General features: G+C 71.8%; 21 protein-coding genes and 1 pseudogene. 13 read left to right on the top strand and 9 right to left on the bottom strand.

The features are described from left to right. Positions 1 to 13: 13 nt before the first annotated feature. Together CG740_RS04315 and CG740_RS04310 are read left to right on the top strand one after the other, a co-directional pair. Positions 14 to 586: a TetR/AcrR family transcriptional regulator gene (locus tag CG740_RS04315; RefSeq protein ID WP_100573495.1), complete on the top strand. Its 573-nt coding sequence runs from the start codon at positions 14 to 16 to the stop codon at positions 584 to 586. 178 nt (positions 587 to 764) lie between these two features. Continuing rightward, a complete protein-coding gene (locus CG740_RS04310; RefSeq protein ID WP_100573494.1) occupies positions 765 to 1,208 on the top strand; it encodes an STAS domain-containing protein in 444 nt (147 codons plus the stop codon). Positions 1,209 to 1,278: 70 nt separating this feature from the next. On the opposite strand, the gene CG740_RS04305 is transcribed toward CG740_RS04310, so the two are convergent. Continuing rightward, positions 1,279 to 2,400 (bottom strand): ABC transporter substrate-binding protein, encoded by a 1,122-nt coding sequence (locus CG740_RS04305; RefSeq protein ID WP_100573493.1) that lies wholly within the window; start codon positions 2,398 to 2,400, stop codon positions 1,279 to 1,281. Between the two features lie 260 nt (positions 2,401 to 2,660). Here CG740_RS04305 and CG740_RS04300 point away from each other — a divergent pair, with 260 nt between their 5' ends. The 4 genes from CG740_RS04300 to CG740_RS04285 all read left to right on the top strand — a co-directional run bounded on the left by CG740_RS04300 (position 2,661) and on the right by CG740_RS04285 (position 5,956). Next, complete coding sequence (locus tag CG740_RS04300) at positions 2,661 to 2,888, top strand: FeoA family protein (RefSeq protein WP_100573492.1); 228 nt, start codon at positions 2,661 to 2,663, stop codon at positions 2,886 to 2,888. After that, positions 2,881 to 5,037: a ferrous iron transport protein B gene (gene feoB / locus CG740_RS04295; RefSeq protein ID WP_100573491.1), complete on the top strand. Its 2,157-nt coding sequence runs from the start codon at positions 2,881 to 2,883 to the stop codon at positions 5,035 to 5,037. Before CG740_RS04300 ends, feoB begins: the two co-directional genes overlap by 8 nt. Beyond that, a complete protein-coding gene (locus CG740_RS04290; RefSeq protein WP_100573490.1) occupies positions 5,034 to 5,351 on the top strand; it encodes a FeoC-like transcriptional regulator in 318 nt (105 codons plus the stop codon). The genes feoB and CG740_RS04290 overlap by 4 nt, the downstream gene beginning before the upstream one ends. Before the next feature lie 83 nt (positions 5,352 to 5,434). Beyond that, positions 5,435 to 5,956 (top strand): SRPBCC family protein, encoded by a 522-nt coding sequence (locus CG740_RS04285; RefSeq protein WP_100573489.1) that lies wholly within the window; start codon positions 5,435 to 5,437, stop codon positions 5,954 to 5,956. Positions 5,957 to 5,989: 33 nt separating this feature from the next. On the opposite strand, the gene CG740_RS04280 is transcribed toward CG740_RS04285, so the two are convergent. Further along, positions 5,990 to 6,358, bottom strand: coding sequence for a winged helix-turn-helix transcriptional regulator (locus CG740_RS04280; RefSeq protein WP_100573488.1), 369 nt, complete (start codon positions 6,356 to 6,358; stop codon positions 5,990 to 5,992). Between the two features lie 84 nt (positions 6,359 to 6,442). Here CG740_RS04280 and CG740_RS04275 point away from each other — a divergent pair, with 84 nt between their 5' ends. Continuing rightward, complete coding sequence (locus CG740_RS04275; protein WP_100573487.1) at positions 6,443 to 7,363, top strand: NAD(P)-dependent oxidoreductase; 921 nt, start codon at positions 6,443 to 6,445, stop codon at positions 7,361 to 7,363. A 152-nt stretch (positions 7,364 to 7,515) separates the two neighbouring features. Here the strand turns inward: CG740_RS04275 and CG740_RS04270 are convergent, their stop codons facing one another. From CG740_RS04270 to CG740_RS04260, 3 genes are all read right to left on the bottom strand, one after another. Next, positions 7,516 to 7,836: an SCO0607 family lipoprotein gene (locus CG740_RS04270; RefSeq protein WP_100573486.1), complete on the bottom strand. Its 321-nt coding sequence runs from the start codon at positions 7,834 to 7,836 to the stop codon at positions 7,516 to 7,518. Between the two features lie 317 nt (positions 7,837 to 8,153). Then, complete coding sequence (locus tag CG740_RS04265) at positions 8,154 to 9,758, bottom strand: ABC-F family ATP-binding cassette domain-containing protein (protein ID WP_199846318.1); 1,605 nt, start codon at positions 9,756 to 9,758, stop codon at positions 8,154 to 8,156. Positions 9,759 to 9,937: 179 nt separating this feature from the next. Then, a complete protein-coding gene (locus CG740_RS04260) occupies positions 9,938 to 10,498 on the bottom strand; it encodes a hypothetical protein (protein ID WP_159030223.1) in 561 nt (186 codons plus the stop codon). Positions 10,499 to 10,718: 220 nt separating this feature from the next. On the opposite strand from CG740_RS04260, the gene CG740_RS04255 reads away from it, so the two are divergent. Next, on the top strand, positions 10,719 to 11,096 hold the full coding sequence (locus CG740_RS04255; protein ID WP_100573484.1) for a DoxX family protein: 378 nt from the start codon (positions 10,719 to 10,721) through the stop codon (positions 11,094 to 11,096). Positions 11,097 to 11,106: 10 nt separating this feature from the next. Here the strand turns inward: CG740_RS04255 and CG740_RS04250 are convergent, their stop codons facing one another. Both CG740_RS04250 and CG740_RS04245 read right to left on the bottom strand, forming a co-directional pair. Next, entirely contained in the window at positions 11,107 to 11,682 is a 576-nt protein-coding gene (locus CG740_RS04250) for a hypothetical protein (RefSeq protein WP_100573483.1), read from the bottom strand. A 177-nt stretch (positions 11,683 to 11,859) separates the two neighbouring features. Continuing rightward, positions 11,860 to 12,369: a polyketide cyclase gene (locus CG740_RS04245; RefSeq protein WP_100573482.1), complete on the bottom strand. Its 510-nt coding sequence runs from the start codon at positions 12,367 to 12,369 to the stop codon at positions 11,860 to 11,862. 246 nt (positions 12,370 to 12,615) lie between these two features. On the opposite strand from CG740_RS04245, the gene CG740_RS04240 reads away from it, so the two are divergent. The 4 genes from CG740_RS04240 to CG740_RS04225 all read left to right on the top strand — a co-directional run bounded on the left by CG740_RS04240 (position 12,616) and on the right by CG740_RS04225 (position 16,686). Continuing rightward, on the top strand, positions 12,616 to 13,650 hold the full coding sequence (locus tag CG740_RS04240) for a pyridoxal-phosphate dependent enzyme (protein WP_100573481.1): 1,035 nt from the start codon (positions 12,616 to 12,618) through the stop codon (positions 13,648 to 13,650). 348 nt (positions 13,651 to 13,998) lie between these two features. Beyond that, entirely contained in the window at positions 13,999 to 14,805 is an 807-nt protein-coding gene (locus CG740_RS04235; RefSeq protein ID WP_100573480.1) for a SigB/SigF/SigG family RNA polymerase sigma factor, read from the top strand. Positions 14,806 to 15,061: 256 nt separating this feature from the next. Then, on the top strand, positions 15,062 to 15,247 hold the full coding sequence (locus CG740_RS04230; RefSeq protein ID WP_100573479.1) for a DUF6381 family protein: 186 nt from the start codon (positions 15,062 to 15,064) through the stop codon (positions 15,245 to 15,247). Positions 15,248 to 15,330: 83 nt separating this feature from the next. Next, positions 15,331 to 16,686, top strand: a complete 1,356-nt coding sequence (locus CG740_RS04225) for a geranylgeranyl reductase family protein (protein WP_234376036.1) — start codon at positions 15,331 to 15,333, stop codon at positions 16,684 to 16,686. 28 nt (positions 16,687 to 16,714) lie between these two features. Here CG740_RS04225 and CG740_RS04220 read toward each other — a convergent pair. Then, positions 16,715 to 16,861, bottom strand: a pseudogene (locus CG740_RS04220) (STAS domain-containing protein); the annotation flags it as partial. A gap of 134 nt (positions 16,862 to 16,995) precedes the next feature. Between CG740_RS04220 and CG740_RS04215 the strand changes: the two are divergent. Then, on the top strand, positions 16,996 to 17,439 hold the full coding sequence (locus CG740_RS04215; RefSeq protein WP_100573680.1) for a MarR family winged helix-turn-helix transcriptional regulator: 444 nt from the start codon (positions 16,996 to 16,998) through the stop codon (positions 17,437 to 17,439). A 451-nt stretch (positions 17,440 to 17,890) separates the two neighbouring features. Here CG740_RS04215 and CG740_RS04210 read toward each other — a convergent pair whose 3' ends face one another. After that, entirely contained in the window at positions 17,891 to 18,541 is a 651-nt protein-coding gene (locus CG740_RS04210; RefSeq protein WP_100573477.1) for a fasciclin domain-containing protein, read from the bottom strand. Between the last annotated feature and the right edge of the window lie 103 nt (positions 18,542 to 18,644).

Below are 18,644 nucleotides of genomic sequence, written 5' to 3'. Positions count from 1 at the left end.
AAGGTGAGCACACATGACCGGCAGCGCCGAGCGCCCGTTGCGGGCCGACGCCCGACGTAACAGGGACCGGATTCTCGCGGCGGCGATGCGTGCCTTCGCCGCCGAGGGCCTGGACGCCCACATGGAACGCATCGCCAAGGACGCGGGCGTGGGCAGCGCCACCCTCTACCGCAACTTCCCCACCCGGGAGGCCCTGATCGAGGCGGTCTACCGCAACGAGGTGGCCCAACTCTGCGACTCCGTACCCGAGTTGCTCGCGTCCCGGCCGCCCATCGAGGCACTCCGCGCCTGGACCCGCCTGTTCCTGGACTACGTGAGTGCCAAGTACGGCATGATCGACGCCCTGCGCGCCATCGCCGCCACGGGAAGCAACCCGTACGGCCACAGCCGGGACATGATCCACGACGCCATCTCCGCCCTGATGGACGCGTGCGTGGCGGCCGGGTCGATCCGCGGCGACATCAGCGCCGCCGATGTCGCCGCCGCCCTCGAAGGCATCGCCCTCACCTCGGCGGGCCCCGAACACCGCCGCCGGGCCGAACGTCTCCTCGACCTCAACCTGGACGGCCTGAAGACGCTTCCCTGAGGCGCCGAGCGGTGCCGTGCGGCGCCTGCCACGAGGCTACGGCGCGGCGCCGCCGCGCGGCCTTCACGCCTCCCCATGGATGAAGCCGGTTTCGTGTATCCCTTGACGGGTACAGCGGCGAAGCGGAACCTGAGAGCCGAAGACGGACGAGCCGGCGAGACCCTGGGGAGCGGTTGTCATGTCGAGCCAAGTACGGCCATCGCACCCGGACGCGGGCGCGGCGCCTTCACAGCGAGCCGTGGCCGAGCCGACGCCCCCCATCCACATCACGACGTACGCGCGCGGGGGCCGGGTGACCGTCGTGGTCGCCGGCGAGATCGACCTCGACACCGCCCCCCAGCTCCAGCACGCGATCACCAACGCGCTGCGCCGCTCCCCCGCCGGCGTCGACGTGGATCTGGACAGGGTGCCATTCTGCGACTGCACCGGGCTCAACGCCCTTCTCGACGGGCGCCGTTGCGCACTCGGCCAGGGCAAGACCCTCGTCGTCCGCAACGCCGGTGCCGCCGTCACCCGGCTCCTCGCCCTGACCCGCACACTGGGTCCGCTCACCTCCCCCGCCGACGCCTCGTCCGCGGTCGTCCGACAGCGGACGTTGGCGGCGGCGATCAGCTCGCCTTGAGGCAGTTCCGCGGGTCGGTGGATCGACGGGACGCGGCAGGCCTACCCCTCTCCGTCGGACGCGAGGACGCTCAGGCGGTGTGGAGGACCCGGAAGCGGTCGGGCCCCGCCGGGTCACGGTCCACGACCTGAACGGGCGGCCAGGCCCACTGCCAGACGCCGATCCCCGGCATGCGGGAGAAGCGGATCGTCCCGCGGGTGCCCTCGACCGCGACCTGCGACCAGGCTTCGGCCGTGTGCGCCCGGTCGGTTCCGTGGGAGCGCAGTACGTCGGCGAGGACGGCGATCGCGTCGTACCCCTCGAAGGCGACGAACGAGGGCGCCTCACTCAGGGTCTCGCGCAGGGCTGTCTCGACGCGGAGCGCGAGGGGGGAGAGCCGCTCGGGCAGATAACGCAGGAACGGAACTTGGGCGCCGTCCCCGCCGAGCAGCGCGGCCCATTCCGCGAACTCCGGCTGCCCGGCCGGCGCACCCATCAGGATCCCCTTGAGGCGCGGGTCCTGGCGTACGGCCTTGACGATCGGCACGGCCGGTTCCGGGTGGCCGACCAACAGGATCACGGCGGTGGCGTGTTGGGCGACGAGTTCGTCGCACAGCTCCGCGGGGCCGAGTTCGCGCATATCTAGGTCGATGACGGTGGCGCCGCGTGGGGTGAGGTGGTCGCGCAGGATGCGGGTCCCGGACCGCCAGTAGACGGTCGGCTCGGCCGCCACGGCTATGCGCCGGTGACCGGCGGCGAGGAGGAAGTCCGCGTAGGTCCGCCAGCCGTGGGACTGCGCCGGGGCAAGGCGCGCCACCCACCGCGTGGGCTCTTCGGTGAGCGCGTCGAGAACCGCCGACGAGCACAGGAACGGCACGCGCAGGGCGTCGGCCCGGGCGGCGACCGCGCGGGCGACGACGCTGTGGTACTCCCCCACCAGCGCCGCCACACCCATGGCCGCCAGTTCACCAACGGCCGCCTCGGCCCTGCGAGGGTCGGCCGCGGTGTCGCGGACCACCAGCTCGACGGGCTGCCCGCCGACCCCGCCGCCCTCATTGACCTCCCGCACCCCCAACTCCATCCCCGCGAGCAGGTGTTGACCCGCTTCGACCCAGCCGGGCCGGGTCAGGGGAACGAGCGCGCCGAGCCGAACCGGTGGCCCCTCGGGTCGATTCGCTGCCTGCGGTACCGGTGTCGTTGCCCGCGTATGCATGCGCTGGTCCCCCGTACGACGGTGTGGTTGCGGTCACTCGGCGAGCTGTTCCTGGTCGCTCGTGCGCCCATCCTGCCGCACGGTTCAGGGGCCTCCGTCGCCGGACCGGCACGCATTGGTCCCGAACGAAAGGGACTTAAGGCTCCATAAAGTCAAGTAACCGCCAAGAAGGCCAATAGCGACGCAAAAGCAACTTAGGCGACCCTAAGCTCGACATCGAGTCCGCCCCTGGACCGCCGCACGAGAGAAGGACACCGGAGATGACCCTGCTGGAGAGTCCCGTCGGACAGTCGTTGGCGCTGCTTCGCGTGGAGACCGATCCACGCTGCCGGCTCCGACTGCTCGAACTCGGCTTTGTGCCGGGCGCGACCCTGCGTGTGGTGGGGCGTGGCGCGACCGGCGGGCTGCTGGTGGCGCACGGAGACGCCCGTACCGCTCTCGACAGCGCAACGGCCGCCGGTTTGCAGGTGGAGGCCCTCCGTGCTTGACAGTGCCAGGAGGACCCCCAATTCCTGTTGCGGGGACGGCAATTCGGCGATACCGGCCGATCCGGGGGCCGCCCGGGTGGCCCTGGTCGGCAATCCGAACACGGGCAAGTCGACTCTGTTCAACGCGCTCACCGGCGCCCGGCAGCGGGTGGGGAACTGGCCGGGCAAGACGGTCGAAGTCGCGTCGGGCAGCTGGCGTACCGGAGGCGAGGGCGCCGCTCCCGTCGCTCTCGTCGATCTGCCGGGCACCTACAGTCTGGTGCCGCGTTCGCCCGACGAGGCGCTGGCCCGCGATCTGCTCGTGGACCGGGCGGCACAGGGTCGTCCTCATCTGGTCGTGTTCACGCTCGACGCCGCCAACCTGGCCCGCAATCTGTATCTCCTGGCCCAGGTCAAGGACACCGGCGTCCCCCTGATCGTGGCCCTCACCATGACGGACACGGCGGCGGCCAGGGGCATCGAGGTCGACCCGCAGGCGTTGTCCGAGGCGGTCGACGCACCCGTGGTTCCGGTCCTGCCGCGCGAGCGCAAGGGCCTGGACACCCTGGCCATCGCTGTACGGGACGCTCTGGCCGAGCCCCGCCCCTGCCCCGCCGCGGATCTCGGCGCGGTGGTGGAGGACGCCGTACGCGGCCTGGCGGATCACATCAGCTCCGAGGAGCCGGAGCTTGCGGCACGCCACCCCGTTCGCTGGACGGCGGTCTCCCTGCTGAGCGGGGACGAGGCGCCGAGTGTCCGGGGCGCGCTGCGCGAGGCCGCGGCGGCCCGGGCCCGCACCCTGGTCGCCGAAAATGGATCTCCCCACGAGGACGCGGAGCTCCTGCTCGCCGAAGGGCGCTATCTGTGGGCGCATCGCGTGCATGCCGCCGCCGTGCGCGGTCCGGCGGAGAGCCGCGCCACCTGGACCGACCGTGTCGATCGGGTGCTGACCTCCCGTTGGGCGGGGCTGCCCCTCTTCCTCGGCGTGATGTGGGCGATATTCCAGGCGACCACCACCTTGGCCAAGCCCCTCCAGGACGGTCTCCAGGGCTTCTTCTCCGGGCCGGTGACCTCGCTGGCCGTCGGCCTGGTGGGCGACCCGGATCAGGGCGGCTGGCTGCCCGGCCTGGTCGTCGACGGCCTGGTCGGCGGTGTCGGTCAACTCCTGTCGTTCGTACCGCTGATGGCGATCATGTACGTCCTGCTCGCACTCCTGGAGGACTCCGGCTACTTCGCACGTGCCGCGTTCGTGGCCGACCGGCTCATGCGGGTGCTCGGACTCCCGGGGCAGGCCTTCCTCCCACTGATCGTCGGCTTCGGCTGCAATGTGCCCGCGCTCTCGGCGAGCCGGATTCTGAGCAACCGTCAGCATCGGCTGCTGCTCGGCATGGTGATCCCGTTCGTCACGTGCAGTGCCCGGCTGACGGTCTACGTGCTGCTGGCCGGCGTCTTCTTCGGCAGCAGCGCGGGGACCGTGGTGTTCCTCATGTACGTGCTGTCCATCGTGCTCGTCGTCGTCATGGGACTGGCCCTGCGCCGTGTGCTGTTCCGCGACAGCGCGCGGGAGCCGCTGATCCTGGAGCTGCCGCCCTACCGGATGCCGACCCTGCGGGGAGTCCTGCTCCAGACCTGGCAGAGGCTCGCGGGGTTCCTGCGGACCGCCGGTGGCATCGTCGTGGTCACCGTCACCGCCGTATGGCTGCTCTCCTCGGTGCCCGCGGGCAGCGGCAAGGGCGGCTTCGGGGGCGTGTCCGTGGCCCAGAGCCTGTTCGGCGCGCTGGCCCGCTGCATCGCGCCCGTCTTCAGCTGGGCCGGTTTCGGCGAGTGGCACGCATCCGCGACCCTGGTCACGGGCTTCGTCGCCAAGGAGGCGGTCATCTCCACCATGGCGCAGACGTACCAGACCGCGGACGTGGATGGTGGGGCCCAACCAGGCGCACTCGGACCGCAGTTGCGGGCCACCTTCGAGCACGCCTCCGGCGGACACACCCTCCCGGCCGTGCTCGCCTTCATGGTCTTCCTGCTCGCCTACACCCCCTGTATGACCACCATCGCCGCTCAACGCACCGAGATCGGCAACAAGTTGACCGCTGTGAGCTTCGTCCTCCAGCTCGCGGTCGCCTGGGCCCTCGCCGTCCTCGTCTTCCAGGTGGGGAGCCTGATCGCATGAGCCTGCTGCGCGAGGTGCTCGCCCGGATCGAGAGCGCGGCCCGCACCGGGGCGGGCCTCGACGCCGTGGCCCGGTCCCTGGGGCTCAGCCGGGGCGAGGTCGATGCGATGGCGGAGTACTGGGTCCGCAAGGGACGCCTGACCCGTGAGGAGATCGGCGGCGGCTGCCCGACGTCGGGCTGCGGCGGCTGCCCCGTCGCGAACAACGGCTGCGGCGCCAACGGGGGCCGGCCGGCGCCACTGCTCGTGGCCCTGCGGCCCCGCCGTCCCGACGCTTCGACCGGTGCCGGCACCAACGGCACCGGCCCGCCCTGAAGCCCCGGCCTTACCCGACCGGACGCGGCATGCCACAATCCCTACCGGACAGTAGCTTCGCGCGTGCTGATGAGAGGTCCGCCATGACTCGGGTATTCACGGTGAGCAGGAGCATCGTCATCGGCGTTGCTCCTGACGACGCGTACGAGGCGGTGAGCCGCCCCGCGGACATGGGCCGCTGGAGCCCGGAGAACCAGGGCACGACCACGAAGGCCGACGACGGCTCGGCCGCGCTGGGCACCACGTTCGTCGGACGCAACAAGCGGGGGCTGTTCCGTTGGGTGACCCGGTGCACGGTCACCGCGGCCGACCCCGGCAGCCGGTTCGCGTTCCGCGTCCACGCGATCGGCATCAAGCAGCCACGCCTGCGCGCACCCATCGCCACCTGGGAGTACCGCTTCGAGCCGGTCGACGACGGCACGCGCGTCACGGAGACGTGGATCGACGACCGCAGGGCGTGGCCCGACTTCGTGGCCGGTGTGTTCGACCGCGTCGCCACGTCCGGCAGCACGTTCGCGGCTTTCCAGAACCGCAACATCAACGCGACCCTGCGGAACCTGAAGCGGGAACTTGAGGCGAACCGGAGGCGCGCCCAAGGGAGTTGAGCGGACAGACCGGGTTGCGGGTCGAAGCACCCGTCAGTCGTGGGTGTCGGTCAGGTCGACCCTCTCGGAATGCTCCCGGCGCATGCGCTGCGTTCCCCAGTCGCCGAGGGGCCCGAGGGCCCGGTTGAGGGTGCGACCGTGCTCGGTGAGCGAGTACTCCACCTTCGGCGGCACCTCGGCATACACCTTTCGGTGCACGAGGCCGTCCGCCTCCATCTCCCGCAGGTGCTGCGTCAGCATTTTCTCGCTCACGCCCGGCAGACCGCGCCTGAGCTGGGCGAAGCGGCGTACGGCATGGGCGTTGAGCTCCCACAGGATCAGCCCCTTCCACTTGCCGCTCACGACATCGAGCGCGGCGTCGATGCCACAGATGTAAGGCCCGCTCCTCGGTCCTCTCCCCATCCCAAGTCCCCCTCACTAAAAGGTAAGTACCGCAGAAAATAGTGGGTACTTCCGAGACTATCCGCACTCTTCGATCATGGAGAAATGAACGAACCACAGCACCGCACCACCCACCTCACCACCGGCGCGAACCGCCCTGTCACGGTGATCGGACTCGGCCCGATGGGCCAGGCGATGACCCGCACCCTCCTCGGCGCCGGTCGCCCCGTCACCGTCTGGAACCGCACGGCCGGCCGGGCCGCCGATGTCGTCGCCGAGGGCGCGGCCTTGGCCGCCACACCCGCCGAGGCCGTCGAAGCGAGTCACCTCGTCATCCTCAGCCTCACCGACTACCGGGCCATGTACGACGTCCTCGACGGCGCCGCCGCCTCCTTGACCGGCCGGACGCTCGTCAATCTCAGTTCCGACACCCCCGACCGCACGCGCGAGGCGGCGGCCTGGGCCGCGGGCCACGGCGCCCGCTTCCTCACCGGCGGTGTCATGGTCCCCGCGCCGATGATCGGCACGGAGGCGTCCCACGTCTACTTCAGCGGGCAGGAGGGGGCGCTGGAGGCCCACCGCGCGGAGCTGGCGCTGCTCGGGGTCCCGAGGTATCTGGGCGAGGAACCGGGGCTCGCCCAGATGATGTACCAGGCCCAACTCACCGTATTCCTCTCCGCGTTGTCCGCGCTGATGCACGCGACGGCCATGCTCGGCAGCGCGGGGATGAAGGCCGCGCAGGCGCTGCCGGAGCTGCTCGGTTCCACCGACGCGATCGGCGCCATCCTGCGGGCGGGCGAGAGCGTCCCCGGTACCGCACTCGACGCGGGAGAGCACCCGGGCGATCTCAGCACGGTCACCATGATGGGCGCGACCGCGGACCACATCGTCGAAACCAGCACCTCACTCGGCCTCGACCTCGCGCTGCCGCTGGCCGTGCGGGCCCACTACCGGCACGCCATCGAGAACGGCCACGGGGGCGACAACTGGACCCGCATCATCGACGGCATCCGCGCACAGCCCTGACCCGGGTCCGACGGCTCGGCACGACGGGTCGCCACGTCGGCGCCGGGGTTCGCGGACGCCGCAGCGAGCGCCGAGGCCGGGCCGGTGCCGATTGCAGTGCCGTGCTGTGCCGGTGCCGACGCAGCGCCGTGCCGATGCCGGTACCTATCCGCTCACGACTGGGGTGAGAGCTGCGTGATCGTCCCGCTCTTGTCGACAGTATGGGTCCGCCAGTACTTGTCCCACTTGTCATCCACGTGTTCCGGCACCTTGCCCTGGGGAAAGCGGACATAGCCCTGCGGTGGCTGCTGCTTCTTGTCCACGCAGGCCCGGCCCGCGGAGCCCACGTTCAGCACCGGGTACTCGTCGCCCCCGCAGATCGCGTCCTGCGTAGAGCATCCGGTGACGAGGAGGAACGCGGCCGCCGCGCCGGTCGCCCAGGCGGACGACCGGCGGAGGCGACGGGGGGCGGGCGAAGCGACGGCGGCGCGCATCGAACGAAGGGACTGGCGCACGGTGACCTCCCAGTGAGTAGGTGCTTGTACCGACCCTGCCCAGAATGCGGCGACCCGATCACGGCCCGTCCCGGTTGGCCCTGTTCAGCCGTCCCTCAGGGCCTTCGCCAGGTTGTCCATCTCGTTCTACCGGCCGGCGACCAGGCGCCCGGTCCACTCCTCCGAATGCAGCGGCTGGATCGTCATGGTCACATCGACACCGTCGGCCGTCGGGCGAACTCCCCTCATTCTCATGCCTGTTGGCCCGGCCGCAGTGAACGACGGCCGGCCCAACCGGCCGGGAAATTGACGGCCCGTCAGGCGAGGGACACCAGATCGCGATAGTCCTCGCTCCAGAGGTCCTCGTCCCCGTCCGGCAGCAGCAGGACCCGCTCGGGGCGCAGCGCGTCGATGGCACCCTCGTCGTGCGTGACCATCACGATGGCCCCCGGGTAGGCGTCGAGAGCGCCCAGGACCTCCCCGCGGGAGGCGGGGTCGAGGTTGTTGGTCGGTTCGTCGAGGAGCAGCACATTCGCCCCGGAGTGGACCAGGCAGGCCAGAGCCAGACGGGTCTTCTCCCCGCCGGAGAGGACCGCGGCCCGCTTGTCGGCCTCGTCCCCGGTGAACAGGAACGCGCCGAGCACGTGCCGCACCTCGCCGTCGGTGAGGTACGGGGCGGCATCGGAGAGGTTCTCCCTGACCGTGCGGTGGAGGTCGAGGGTGTCGTGTTCCTGAGCGAAGTACCCCAGGCGCAGCCCGTGTCCGTGGACCACCCGGCCGGCATCGGGCCGCGCGCGTCCGGCGAGCAGACGGAGCAGCGTGGTCTTGCCCGCGCCGTTGAAGCCGAGGACGACCAGGCGGCTGCCCCGGTCCACGGCCAGGTCGACACCGGCCAGTACCCGATGGTCGCCGTAGGACTTGCCCAGGCTGACCGCACCCAGCGGCATCCGCCCGCACGGGGCCGGTTCGGGCAGCCGGATTCTGGCGACCTTCTCCGTCCGCCGGACGGGTTCCAGCTCCGCGAGCATCCGGTCGGCGCGCCGCGCCATGCTTCTGGCCGTCACCGCGGTGGCGGAGCGGGCCTTCATCCGGTCCGCCTGGGCGTGCAGGCTCGCGGCCTTGCGCTCTCCGTTGGCGCGTTCGCGTTCCCGGCGCCGCTCGTCCGCGTCCCGCTGGGCGAGGTAGGCGGTCCACCCGGTGTTGTAGAGGTCGATCGTCGCCCGGGTGGCATCCAGGTGGAAGACCCGGTTGACGGTGGCGGCGAGCAACGCGGTGTCGTGGCTGATCACGACGAGGCCGCCCTGGTGCGCCAGCAGGAACGTGCGGAGCCAGGCCACCGAGTCCGCGTCCAGATGGTTGGTCGGCTCGTCCAGGAGCAGCGTGCCACGGTGTCCGGCGAACAGGATGCGGGCCAGCTCCACCCGGCGCTTCTGACCACCGGAGAGGCTGCCGACGGGCTCGCCCATCACCCGGTCCGGCAGCCCGAGCCCGGCCGCGACCCGGGCGGCTTCGGCCTCGGCGCCGTAACCGCCGCCGGCCTGGAAGGCGGCGTCGGCGCGGGCATAGGCGTCCATGGCCCGTTCGAGGGCGGCGGGCGAGCCCGCGTCGGCCAGTGCCGCCTCGGCCGCGCGCAGCTTGCGCAGGGCGGTGTCCAGGCCGCGGGCGGACAGGATGCGGCCGGTGACCGTGGCCTCGGGGTCCGCGGCGCGGGAGTCCTGGGCCAGGAAGCCGACGGGGTTGGTCGGCGTGATCGTGCCCGCGGCCGGACGGGACTGTCCGGCCAGGGCGGCCATGAGGGTGGTCTTGCCGGCGCCGTTGCGGCCGACCAGGCCGATGCGGTCGCCGGGGGAAACGGTGAAGGAGATGTTGGAGAGCAGCAGGCGGGCGCCCGCGCGCAGCTCGACACCACGAACGGTGATCATGGGAGAACGCTCCGAGAAAAGCGAAAAGGACACACTTCTGGCGTGGAAGCGGGTCCCTGGCTAGGAAACTCGGGGCGTAGACATGGACACAACCGTAACGGACGCGCCGCGGGCCGTGCGACCGAGGCAGCGTCCACGATCGGTTTCCGGCTGCCTCGGCCGCTGCTGTGTCGCCCTGGTCAGTCCTCGAAGTACGCGTCGAGCACCGCGTCGAGCTGCTCGGTCCACTGCGCGAGGGCGGCCCGGTCGGGGGCCTGGATGTCGTGCGAGAAGCGGCGGTGGTTCGGCGTGTACACGACGACCTCGAACCGGCGGGTCCACCACGGTGTCCGGTACTCGACCGCGCTGATCTCGTCCCAGCGGAAGTCGGCCTCTTCGTCCATCAGGCGCAGGCGCACTCCCCCGCGACCCGCGACGATCGAGCCCAGCCGATCGGAGATCTCGCAGGAGGGCCCGTCATCCACGTCCGACTGGGCGTCAGACGCGGCGCTCCCGTCGGATTCGGCCGCGAAATCCCGCGCCTCGGCCTCGGCCGCCTCGGCCGCGCCCGCTTCGGTCGCCACCGCCACTCGGCCGCCCTCGTCGGCGTCCGGTTCGGCGTCACCGTCGACGCCGGATTCGCCGGACGGAGGCTTCGCCTCCTGCGCGGCCGGACGCGGCGGGACGAGGCCGGGGACGTATGCGGGATCCGTCGCGGCGCCACCCAGGGGCATGTACTGGTGTTCTGATCGCTGCTCCACGGGCGAAGTATGGCCGAGGACGCTGTGAACTCGCTCGCCAGGGCGCGCATTTCCGGACCTGTTGCCGAAATGCCGGTCGCACTCGGCGAGATGGGCCGAGAGACCACGCGGCACGACCGACGGCAGTCGCGCCCGCGTTGCCCCTATCCGCGGAGGAACCTCTCACCCGTGGACTACTGTCGGGTAACACTCAAGCCCCACTCCAGCCAAGGAGACTCCCGTGGCCCCCTCCCCGACTTCGCACCGGCTCCTCGCGGGACTGCTCGCAGGAGCGAGCGTCGCGCACGTGGCAAACCCGGGACTCTTCGACTCGATGGTGCCCCGCGCGCTGCCCGGCACCCCGCGGACCTGGACCTACGCCAGCGCGGCGGTGGAGCTCGCGCTGGCCGCCGGCGTCGCGATGCCCCGGACCCGCAGGCCTGCCGCGCTCGCGGCCGCGGCGTTCTTCGTAGGAGTGCTCCCGGCCAACGTCAAGATGGCCTACGACTGGCGTGACCGTTCCCCCGCACTGCGCGCGGCGGCGATCGCGCGGCTCCCCGTGCAGGTCCCGCTCGTCCTCTGGGCGTACGGAGTGGCCCGGAAGGCCGGCGACCGCTGAGCGGCCCCGCTCAGCGGGCCTTCTGAAGCGCGGACTCGGCCCGGCTCCGGTAGGCGCGGTAGCGGCGCAGATACGACCGCGCCATGGGGCCGGCGGGTACGCCTCGGGCGAAGGCTCGCATGTTGCGTTCGCCCGCGTTGTACCCCAGGGCGAGGAGTTCGTCGCGCGTGTAACGGCGCACATGCCGCTCGGGAAGGCTTCGGTCGAGGTCGCGCAGGTGCAGGGCCGCCGCCCGGATCGCGAACGCGGGATCATCACGGAGGTCCTGCCACCGCTGCGACAGGCCGTGCCTGCGCCGCACCTCCTCGAACGTGGCGCTGTGCATGTTGGCGACCCCGAAGGACGCACCCGGCTTCCACCACTGCCACAGCCGCTCCCACAGCGGGTGGTGCGGCTTGTACGCCTCGTTGTGCAGGACGGTCATCACCAGCACGGGCGACACCTCCGCCTCGGCGGCGCTGCGGACGACGCATTCGGCGTAGTCGGCCGGCTCGTAGGCGGCGGGTCGCAGCGGTGGTGTCGGAGCGTCACCGTGCTCCGTGTTGACCGGCTCCTGCTTCGGCGCCGACGGCGACAACTCGGCCATCCTGAACCGCCCTTCCCGTATACCCGCTCGTACGACGGGACATCCACCGTCCCAGCCCACGTTTGCCCCCGCGAAGCGGCCTCAATCCGTGGTGTAGGGCCCGCGTTCCGCACCCCCGGGTTCCGCACCCCAGGGCCCCGCATCCGCTCGCCGCGCGGCGCGGCAGCCCGGGTGACGTCACCCTCCGGAGACGAGACCGGCCAAGTGGTCCAGCGAGTTGCCGAGGTGCTCGGGGCCGAACGGCGGGAACTGGATGTACTCCCGGATGGCCCCCGGGACCGCCGACCAGTCGTAGGTCAGGGTGACCGCGGTCTCGGACGGGCCGAGCGGCACCAGGTCGTAACGCCAGCTCCAGCCGCCGAACTCCAGGTCGCCGTTGTCCTTTCGGGAGCCGGTCAACCAGCCGATGGCACGCGGCGGTTCGAGTACCTGCACCTTGTTGACCACCTGGTAGTTCCCGTCGGGATGGTTCGGGTGGTACATGTCCATCGCGAACAGCTGACCCACCTCGGTCAGCGGCGCCGGGTCGACCGCCTCCTTGACCCAGCCCGTTCCGTCGATCGCCGCATGGGACGTCGGATCCGCCAGCACGGCGAACACCGTCGCGGCGGATGCGGCGACCTTCAGGCCGGCGCTCACGTTCTCACTCACCTGTGCATCGGCCGCGGTGTGCGCGCTCTTCGTCATGGGGGCTCGTCTCATTTCGTCTCTGTCGTCCTCGGGTACGCGAAAGCGTCGGGTACGCGAAAGCGCGCCCTCGATGGGGGGACTGCTCCGGGACGCGAGACTCATCGGTCACGCCAGGGCCGAGAGGTCTCACGCGGAGGTCGAGGGGTTTCCGGACGCGTGTGAAAGGGTGGCCGGGCAGATGTGCCCGGCCGTCGGTCCGGTGCCATCCGTCGGTGGACAGTCATGGACACAAGGGAGACACGGATGCCGGAGAAGTGCGCGCTGGCGGTGTGGCCCACGCCCATGGAGCCCGCGCCTCGGCTGGCCGAGGCGATCGGGCTGCGCGCGGGCGATCTGTGGATCAAGCGGGACGATCTCACCGGGCTCGGCGGTGGCGGCAACAAGGTCCGCAAGCTGGAGTGGCTGGTGGCGGACGCGCTGCGGCACGGGGCCGACACCCTGGTCACGAGCGGTGGACCGCAGAGCAACCACGCCCGGCTGACCGCTGCCGCCGCCGCCCGCGTCGGCCTCGACGCGGTCCTGGTGATGCCCGCACCCGCGGGCTCGCCCTCGGTATCGGGGAAGTCGGCTGCGGCGAAGTCGGTCGTGGGGAAGTCGGTCGCGGGGAAGCCGGTCGCGGGGAACCTGCTGCTCGACGCCCTCCTCGGCACCCGTATCGCCTGGGTCGAAGAGGCTTCAGGACCGGCCGAGTTGACCGACGCGGCGCGCCGGACATGTGCCGCGCTGCGCGAGCGCGGCGCCCGGCCCTACCTCGTGCCGTTCGGCGGCTCCAGCGCGCTCGGCGCCCGGGGCTACTTGGAAGCCGGCGCCGAGATCCTGGCCCAGCAGCCGGACGTACGCCATGTCGTCACAGCGCTCGGATCCGGCGCCACCATGGCCGGGCTCGTCGCCGCCCTCGGCCCCGGACGCGTCCTGGGTGTCGATGTCGGCGCCCTCCCCGATCCGGGGCGTACGGCCGCGGCGATGGCAGGCGACCTGACCGGCAGGGCGCAGCCGGCGGAGGCGCTGCGGATCCGCGCGGACCAGGTCGGCGAGGCCTACGCGGTGCTGTACCAACCCGTCCTCGACGCCATCACCGCCGTCGCGGCCGCCGAGGGAGTGCTGCTCGACCCGGTCTACACCGGCCGCGCCGCCGCCGGGCTCTTCGCCGCCGTACGCGACGGCGACATCCGCCCGGGCGAGCGCACCGTCCTGGTCCACACCGGTGGCCTGCCGGGTCTCTTCGGGCACGCGGAAGCGTCGGTCCGTGCGGGGCGGCTCCTGCGCACTCAGGACTGATCGGACGAAGCGTCACATCGGGGCCGTCCGCCGGAACTCCGGCGGACGGCCCTTCGCGTGCGGTCGGGGCGGATCGGCGACGGCGGCACCGCGCGTGATACCGGGCCCGGTCCCGGCGGCACCGCGCTGGGCATCGGGCCCGGTTCGTCCGATCGGGGCAATTCGGCCGCCGGGGCGAGGGTGGCCGTTTGGGGTGGGGAGTCGAGGGCAGGCGCACCGTGTGCTTCGGACCGGAGGCACGCCCGCGGGACCCGTATGTCCTGGGCGTGCCATCTCCGGATGCGGCCAGGACGCGTGGGGTTCGGCGACGGTCCCTACAGCCACCCCTGACGTCCAGGAGCCCAACGAATGACCACGGCCGCCGTTGCGCGCACGCGGAACCATGACGACGCCCCCGACACCGAAGCCGCCTTCGCCCGTCTCAACTCCCTTGACGAGGGCCCGGAGTACTACGCCCTGCGCGACGAGCTGGTGGCGCAGTGGCTCCCGATGTCGGCCCGACTGGCCGGCAAGTACCGCAACCGCGGGGCCGAGATCGAGGATCTGTACCAGGTCGCCGCGATGGGTCTGATCAAGGCGGTGGACCGGTACGAGGCGGCGCGCGGCGCGTTCGAGGCGTATGCGATTCCGACGATCAACGGCGAGATCAAACGGCACTTCCGGGACTCCCTGTGGGCCGTCCATGTGCCGCGCCGGGTCCAGGAGTTCCGCAACAAGGTCCGAGCCGCCCGCAGCGAGCTCCAGGCCGGTCGGCCCGGTGAGCCCAGCATCGCCGAGCTGGCCGCCCAGTGCGGGCTCGACGAGGACGAGGTCCTGGCCGGCTTGGAGGCGATCGAGTCGTTCCGGAGCCTCTCACTCGAAGCGGAGTCCGGCGGCGCCCAGGGCGAAGGGGCCGGGGCGTCCCTGGCCGACAGTCTCGGCACGACCGAGCCCGGCTTCGACCACGTCATCGACCGCGAGGCGGTCAAGCCCGCGCTGCGGGCGCTGCCGGAGCGGGAGTCGCAGATCCTCTACATGCGGTTCTTCAAGGAGATGACCCAGAACCAGATCGCCGCGGAGCTGGGGCTCTCCCAGATGCACATCTCGCGCCTTATCACCCGCGCCTGCAAACGCGTACGCCAGCAGACTCTCGCCGAACAGCTCGACGCCGCTTGATCCGGGGCCCGCAGCCGGCGGACCGCGGGCGCGGGCCGGCCGGGTCACCCCGGGAGCGGGCGGCGCCCGGGGCGGGGACTGCGTCCCTGCGCGCGCGGTCACCCGGCGGCGACCGTACGGACGGCCGCGGGCGGGCCGGTGCCGGGCTTGCCGCACGAACGCCCTAGCGCGAGGCCGTTCGACGTGCACGGCGGCCGACGCACTGCTTCTCTGGGGGCACCCCGCCCCTCCCCTCGAACCTCCGGAGGTCTCCCCCATGAACATGGCAGACGAAGTACGCGAGCGATCCGCCCGGCAACTGCGGGTCCATGTGAACGCGCTGCGTGCCGCCGCGGCGCGCGCACTGGACCCCGAGCTGCGCCGGCGCCTCCATGACAAGGCCCTGCGTCTGGAGGAGCAGAGCGAGCAGCGCCCCGGCACCGGTCGGGCCTCGTCCGCGTAACAGCCGGGCGATCGGCGTGCCTTGCTCGCACCGGTCCTCGGCAGTTCACCCTGCCGTCGCCGATGATCCTCCATAGTGGACGAGTGATCACACGAGACGATGGTGCGGGGACCGACGGCGCCGAAGGGCCTTCGCAGGAAGGCGCGTCGGGTGGTGAAGAGGCTCAGGTCCTGGTGGTGGGGGCGGGCCCCGCGGGTTCGGCGGCGGCGCTGCATCTGGCCCGGGCAGGCGTCGATGTCGTCCTCCTGGAGAAGAGCGGCTTTCCCCGCGAAAAGGTCTGCGGGGACGGGCTGACGCCCCGGGGGGTGCACCAACTGGTGCGGATGGGCATCGACATCAACGCCCCCGGCTGGATGCGCAATCGGGGCATGCGGTGGGTGTGCGAGGGCCGCCAGGTGGAGATCGACTGGCCCCGACTCGGCAGCGGCCCCGACTTCGGGCTCACCCGCACCCGCCGGGACTTCGACGACCTCCTCGCCGCCCACGCGGTCGCGGCCGGAGCACGGCTGCGCACCGGGGTCAGGGTCACCGCGCCGGTGACCGACCGGGCGGGCCGGATCGTCGGAGTGACCGCCGTCGCCGGACCGGACAAGGAGCCGGTCCGCTTCCGGGCGCCGCTGGTGGTCGCCGCGGACGGCGCCTCGGCCCGAACCGCTCTGCACATGGGGCTCGAACGCGATCCCAAGCGCACCATCGCGACCGCCGCCCGTCGCTATTACCGCAGCGAGGCCCGCTCCCACGACCCCTATCTGGAGCTGTGGGCCGACCTCCTGTGCAGCAGGACCGGCCGCGATCTCCCCGGCTACGGCTGGGTGTTCCCGCTCGGCGACGGCCGGATCAACGTGGGGCTCGGTGCCCTGCCGCACCGCGACCACGGCGCGGTCGATCTGCGTGCCACCCTGGACCGATGGCTGCCCCGGCTCCCCGATGACTGGGGTGTGACGGAGGAGAACGCCGACTCCCCGCTGCGCAGCGCCGCCCTGCCGATGGGCTTCAACCGGCATCCGCAGTACCACCGGGGCCTGTTGCTGGTCGGGGACAGTGCGGGGATGGTCAGCCCCTGGAGCGGGGAGGGCATCGGGCAGGCCATGGAGGCGGCCGAGGTCGCCGCCGAGACCATCGCCCTGGCGCTGGCCCGGCCCGCCGGACCCGGCCGGGAACACGCGTTGCGGCAGTACCCGGCGGAGATCAACCGGCGCTGGGGCCGCCACTACCGGCTGGGCAACCTGGCCGGCGACCTCGTCCTGGGCCGCTACGGCTACCGGCCGGTGCTGCACCCTCGGGTCATGGCGTCGCCGCCCCTGCTGCGGGCATTGGCCCGGCTCCTGACCCATGTCGCCGACGAGCCGCCCCGCGACACCATCGACGCCGTCCTGCACACGCTGATGCGTGCCGTGCCCCGCGGTCGGCCGCGGGCCCGCAGTACTCCGCCGTCATGACGGGATCACGTCGTGCTGACCGGGGTCACACCGTGTTGGCCGGTAGGGCGGCGAGCGCGATGTCGACGCCTGCGGCCTGGGCGTGGTGGCGTGCCGCGACCAGGGCGCTGATGCCGCTGGAGTCGCAGAAGTCCCTGCCGACCAGGTCGAGGACCAGGCGCTGGCCGGGCTCCAGGAGCGTGGCGTCGGTCAGTTGGCGCCCCGCGTCAGCGCCTTCCCGAGGTCAGCGCCGCCCCCGGGACGCCCCCGCCGCAACGAGCGTTGCCACCACCGCAAGACGCGTGCGGAGCGCACGCTATCGTCGTGCGGGTGGAGAACGAACTGGGGCATGAGATCGCCGAGGCGCTGGGCATTCTGCTGCGGCGCACCACGCGCGCACAGTTGCACAGGAAGCTCACCGAGGGCATGGGCGACGGGCTCGACGAGGTGACGTACCCGGTGCTCAGCGCGCTGGCCCGCACCGGGCCGCGCAGCGCGGCGGATCTCGCCCCCGATGTCGGGATCGACCGCTCCGGTGTCACCCGGCGGGCCTCACGCCTGGAGGCCGCCGGCCTCGTCCGGCGCGAGGCGGACCCCCATGACCGGCGGGCGAATCTGCTCGTCCTCACGGATCAGGGGCGGCGCACGGTCGCGGAGCTGCGGACCCGGCTCGCCGACCACATCACGGCCGGCCTGTCCTCCTGGCCGCCGGGCGAGGCCGAGGCCTTCGCCCGCCATCTGCGCCGGTTCACGGAAGAGGGCCCCTTCGCCTAGAGGACTCCGTGGGGGCACCCTTCAGGCAGGGTCACCCACCGGGCTTTCCGGCAGCCGCCTCAAGTGTCCGGGCGGCGACGGCGTCTCCAAACCAGGTACACCGCCCCGCGCTCGCGGTCAGTCGGCGACGGCCTCAACGAGGAAGTACGGCGCGGCTCCTCCGAGCGGGGCGACGAGGCGGGGGGCCGGCCGGGCGCGACGGCAGAGGTCCCCGGAGTCCTCGCGGGGGCGGTGTCGACGCCTTCGGGGAGCACCGGCTGCACGATGAGGACCGGCAGGCGACTTCCCAGCCCGCCCAGGCGTCGTGGGCGGGAACTGCCGGACCCGCTGTGCAGCTGTGCATGCCGCTACGGTCGCCGACTTCGGCGGTCCTGTCTTGGACGAAAGCTCCCCCGTCGTTCCGGAGGGCACGGACAGGACCGCCCGAACTCTGCTCACCTGGGCATCGGGACTACTTGGGCATCAGGACCGTGTCGATGATGTAGACGGTCGCGTTGGCGGTCGGCACATTGCCGCAGACCACGTTGGCGCTGTCGTTCACCTTGTACTCGGTGCCCGAACCCGCGGTGGTGACCTTGCCCTTCTCCAGGGTGTCGAACGAGCCGTTCTCCAGCGCCTTGGGAGCGACCTTCTGGCCGACCACGTGGTACGTGAGGATCTTGGTGAGCATCGCCTTGTCGTTGAGGACCTTGTCCAGGTCGGCCTTCGGGATCTTCGCGAAGGCGTCGTTGGTCGGCGCGAACACCGTGATGTTCTGGGCGTTGTTGAGCGTGTCGACCAGACCGGCCTTCTTGACGGCCGCGACCAGGGTGGACAGCGCCGGGTTGTGCGAGGCGGCGGTGGCGACCGGGTCCTTCGCCATGCCGTCGAAGGAACCCGCACCGTCCTTCGGCACGGAGGCGCACGCCGTGCCGAAGGGCTTGTCCGTCATGGCGGTGTCGCCGCCGGCGGAGGACTGGGCGGCGGGGGGCGCGGCGGCCTCGGAGGACGAGGAGGAGCTGTCCTTCTTGCTGTCGCTGCCGCCGCAGGCACTCAGGACGAGCGGGAGGACGGCGGCGGCGGTGACGGCGAGGGTGGCACGGCGGATGCGCAGGGCGTTCATGGACTTCTCCTGTGGGGTGGAAGGGAGGCGGAATCGGGGTGCAAGGCGTGATGCGTTGTCGTGGGACGGACGCGGAGGTTGCCGCGTCGCGGGCGCGTTCGGC

The sequence above is a fragment of the Streptomyces sp. CB01201 genome (genome assembly GCF_002803085.1).
Taxonomy (GTDB): domain Bacteria; phylum Actinomycetota; class Actinomycetes; order Streptomycetales; family Streptomycetaceae; genus Streptomyces; species Streptomyces hundungensis.
Note: the sequence above shows the minus strand (reverse complement) of the source record. Positions and strands in the feature narration are given on the sequence as shown.

Coding starts and splice junctions, on each gene's coding strand:
- CG740_RS04305 (WP_100573493.1), bottom strand. CDS start 2,400: ATGCATACGCGGGCAACGACACCGGTACCGCAGGCAGCGAATCGACCC.
- CG740_RS04270 (WP_100573486.1), bottom strand. CDS start 7,836: ATGCGCGCCGCCGTCGCTTCGCCCGCCCCCCGTCGCCTCCGCCGGTCG.
- CG740_RS04315 (WP_100573495.1), top strand. CDS start 14: ATGACCGGCAGCGCCGAGCGCCCGTTGCGGGCCGACGCCCGACGTAAC.
- CG740_RS04240 (WP_100573481.1), top strand. CDS start 12,616: ATGCCGGAGAAGTGCGCGCTGGCGGTGTGGCCCACGCCCATGGAGCCC.
- CG740_RS04210 (WP_100573477.1), bottom strand. CDS start 18,541: ATGAACGCCCTGCGCATCCGCCGTGCCACCCTCGCCGTCACCGCCGCC.
- CG740_RS04245 (WP_100573482.1), bottom strand. CDS start 12,369: ATGACGAAGAGCGCGCACACCGCGGCCGATGCACAGGTGAGTGAGAAC.
- CG740_RS04290 (WP_100573490.1), top strand. CDS start 5,034: ATGAGCCTGCTGCGCGAGGTGCTCGCCCGGATCGAGAGCGCGGCCCGC.
- CG740_RS04250 (WP_100573483.1), bottom strand. CDS start 11,682: ATGGCCGAGTTGTCGCCGTCGGCGCCGAAGCAGGAGCCGGTCAACACG.
- CG740_RS04280 (WP_100573488.1), bottom strand. CDS start 6,358: ATGGGGAGAGGACCGAGGAGCGGGCCTTACATCTGTGGCATCGACGCC.
- CG740_RS04310 (WP_100573494.1), top strand. CDS start 765: ATGTCGAGCCAAGTACGGCCATCGCACCCGGACGCGGGCGCGGCGCCT.
- CG740_RS04300 (WP_100573492.1), top strand. CDS start 2,661: ATGACCCTGCTGGAGAGTCCCGTCGGACAGTCGTTGGCGCTGCTTCGC.
- CG740_RS04235 (WP_100573480.1), top strand. CDS start 13,999: ATGACCACGGCCGCCGTTGCGCGCACGCGGAACCATGACGACGCCCCC.
- CG740_RS04275 (WP_100573487.1), top strand. CDS start 6,443: ATGAACGAACCACAGCACCGCACCACCCACCTCACCACCGGCGCGAAC.
- CG740_RS04285 (WP_100573489.1), top strand. CDS start 5,435: ATGACTCGGGTATTCACGGTGAGCAGGAGCATCGTCATCGGCGTTGCT.
- CG740_RS04265 (WP_199846318.1), bottom strand. CDS start 9,758: ATGATCACCGTTCGTGGTGTCGAGCTGCGCGCGGGCGCCCGCCTGCTG.
- CG740_RS04230 (WP_100573479.1), top strand. CDS start 15,062: ATGAACATGGCAGACGAAGTACGCGAGCGATCCGCCCGGCAACTGCGG.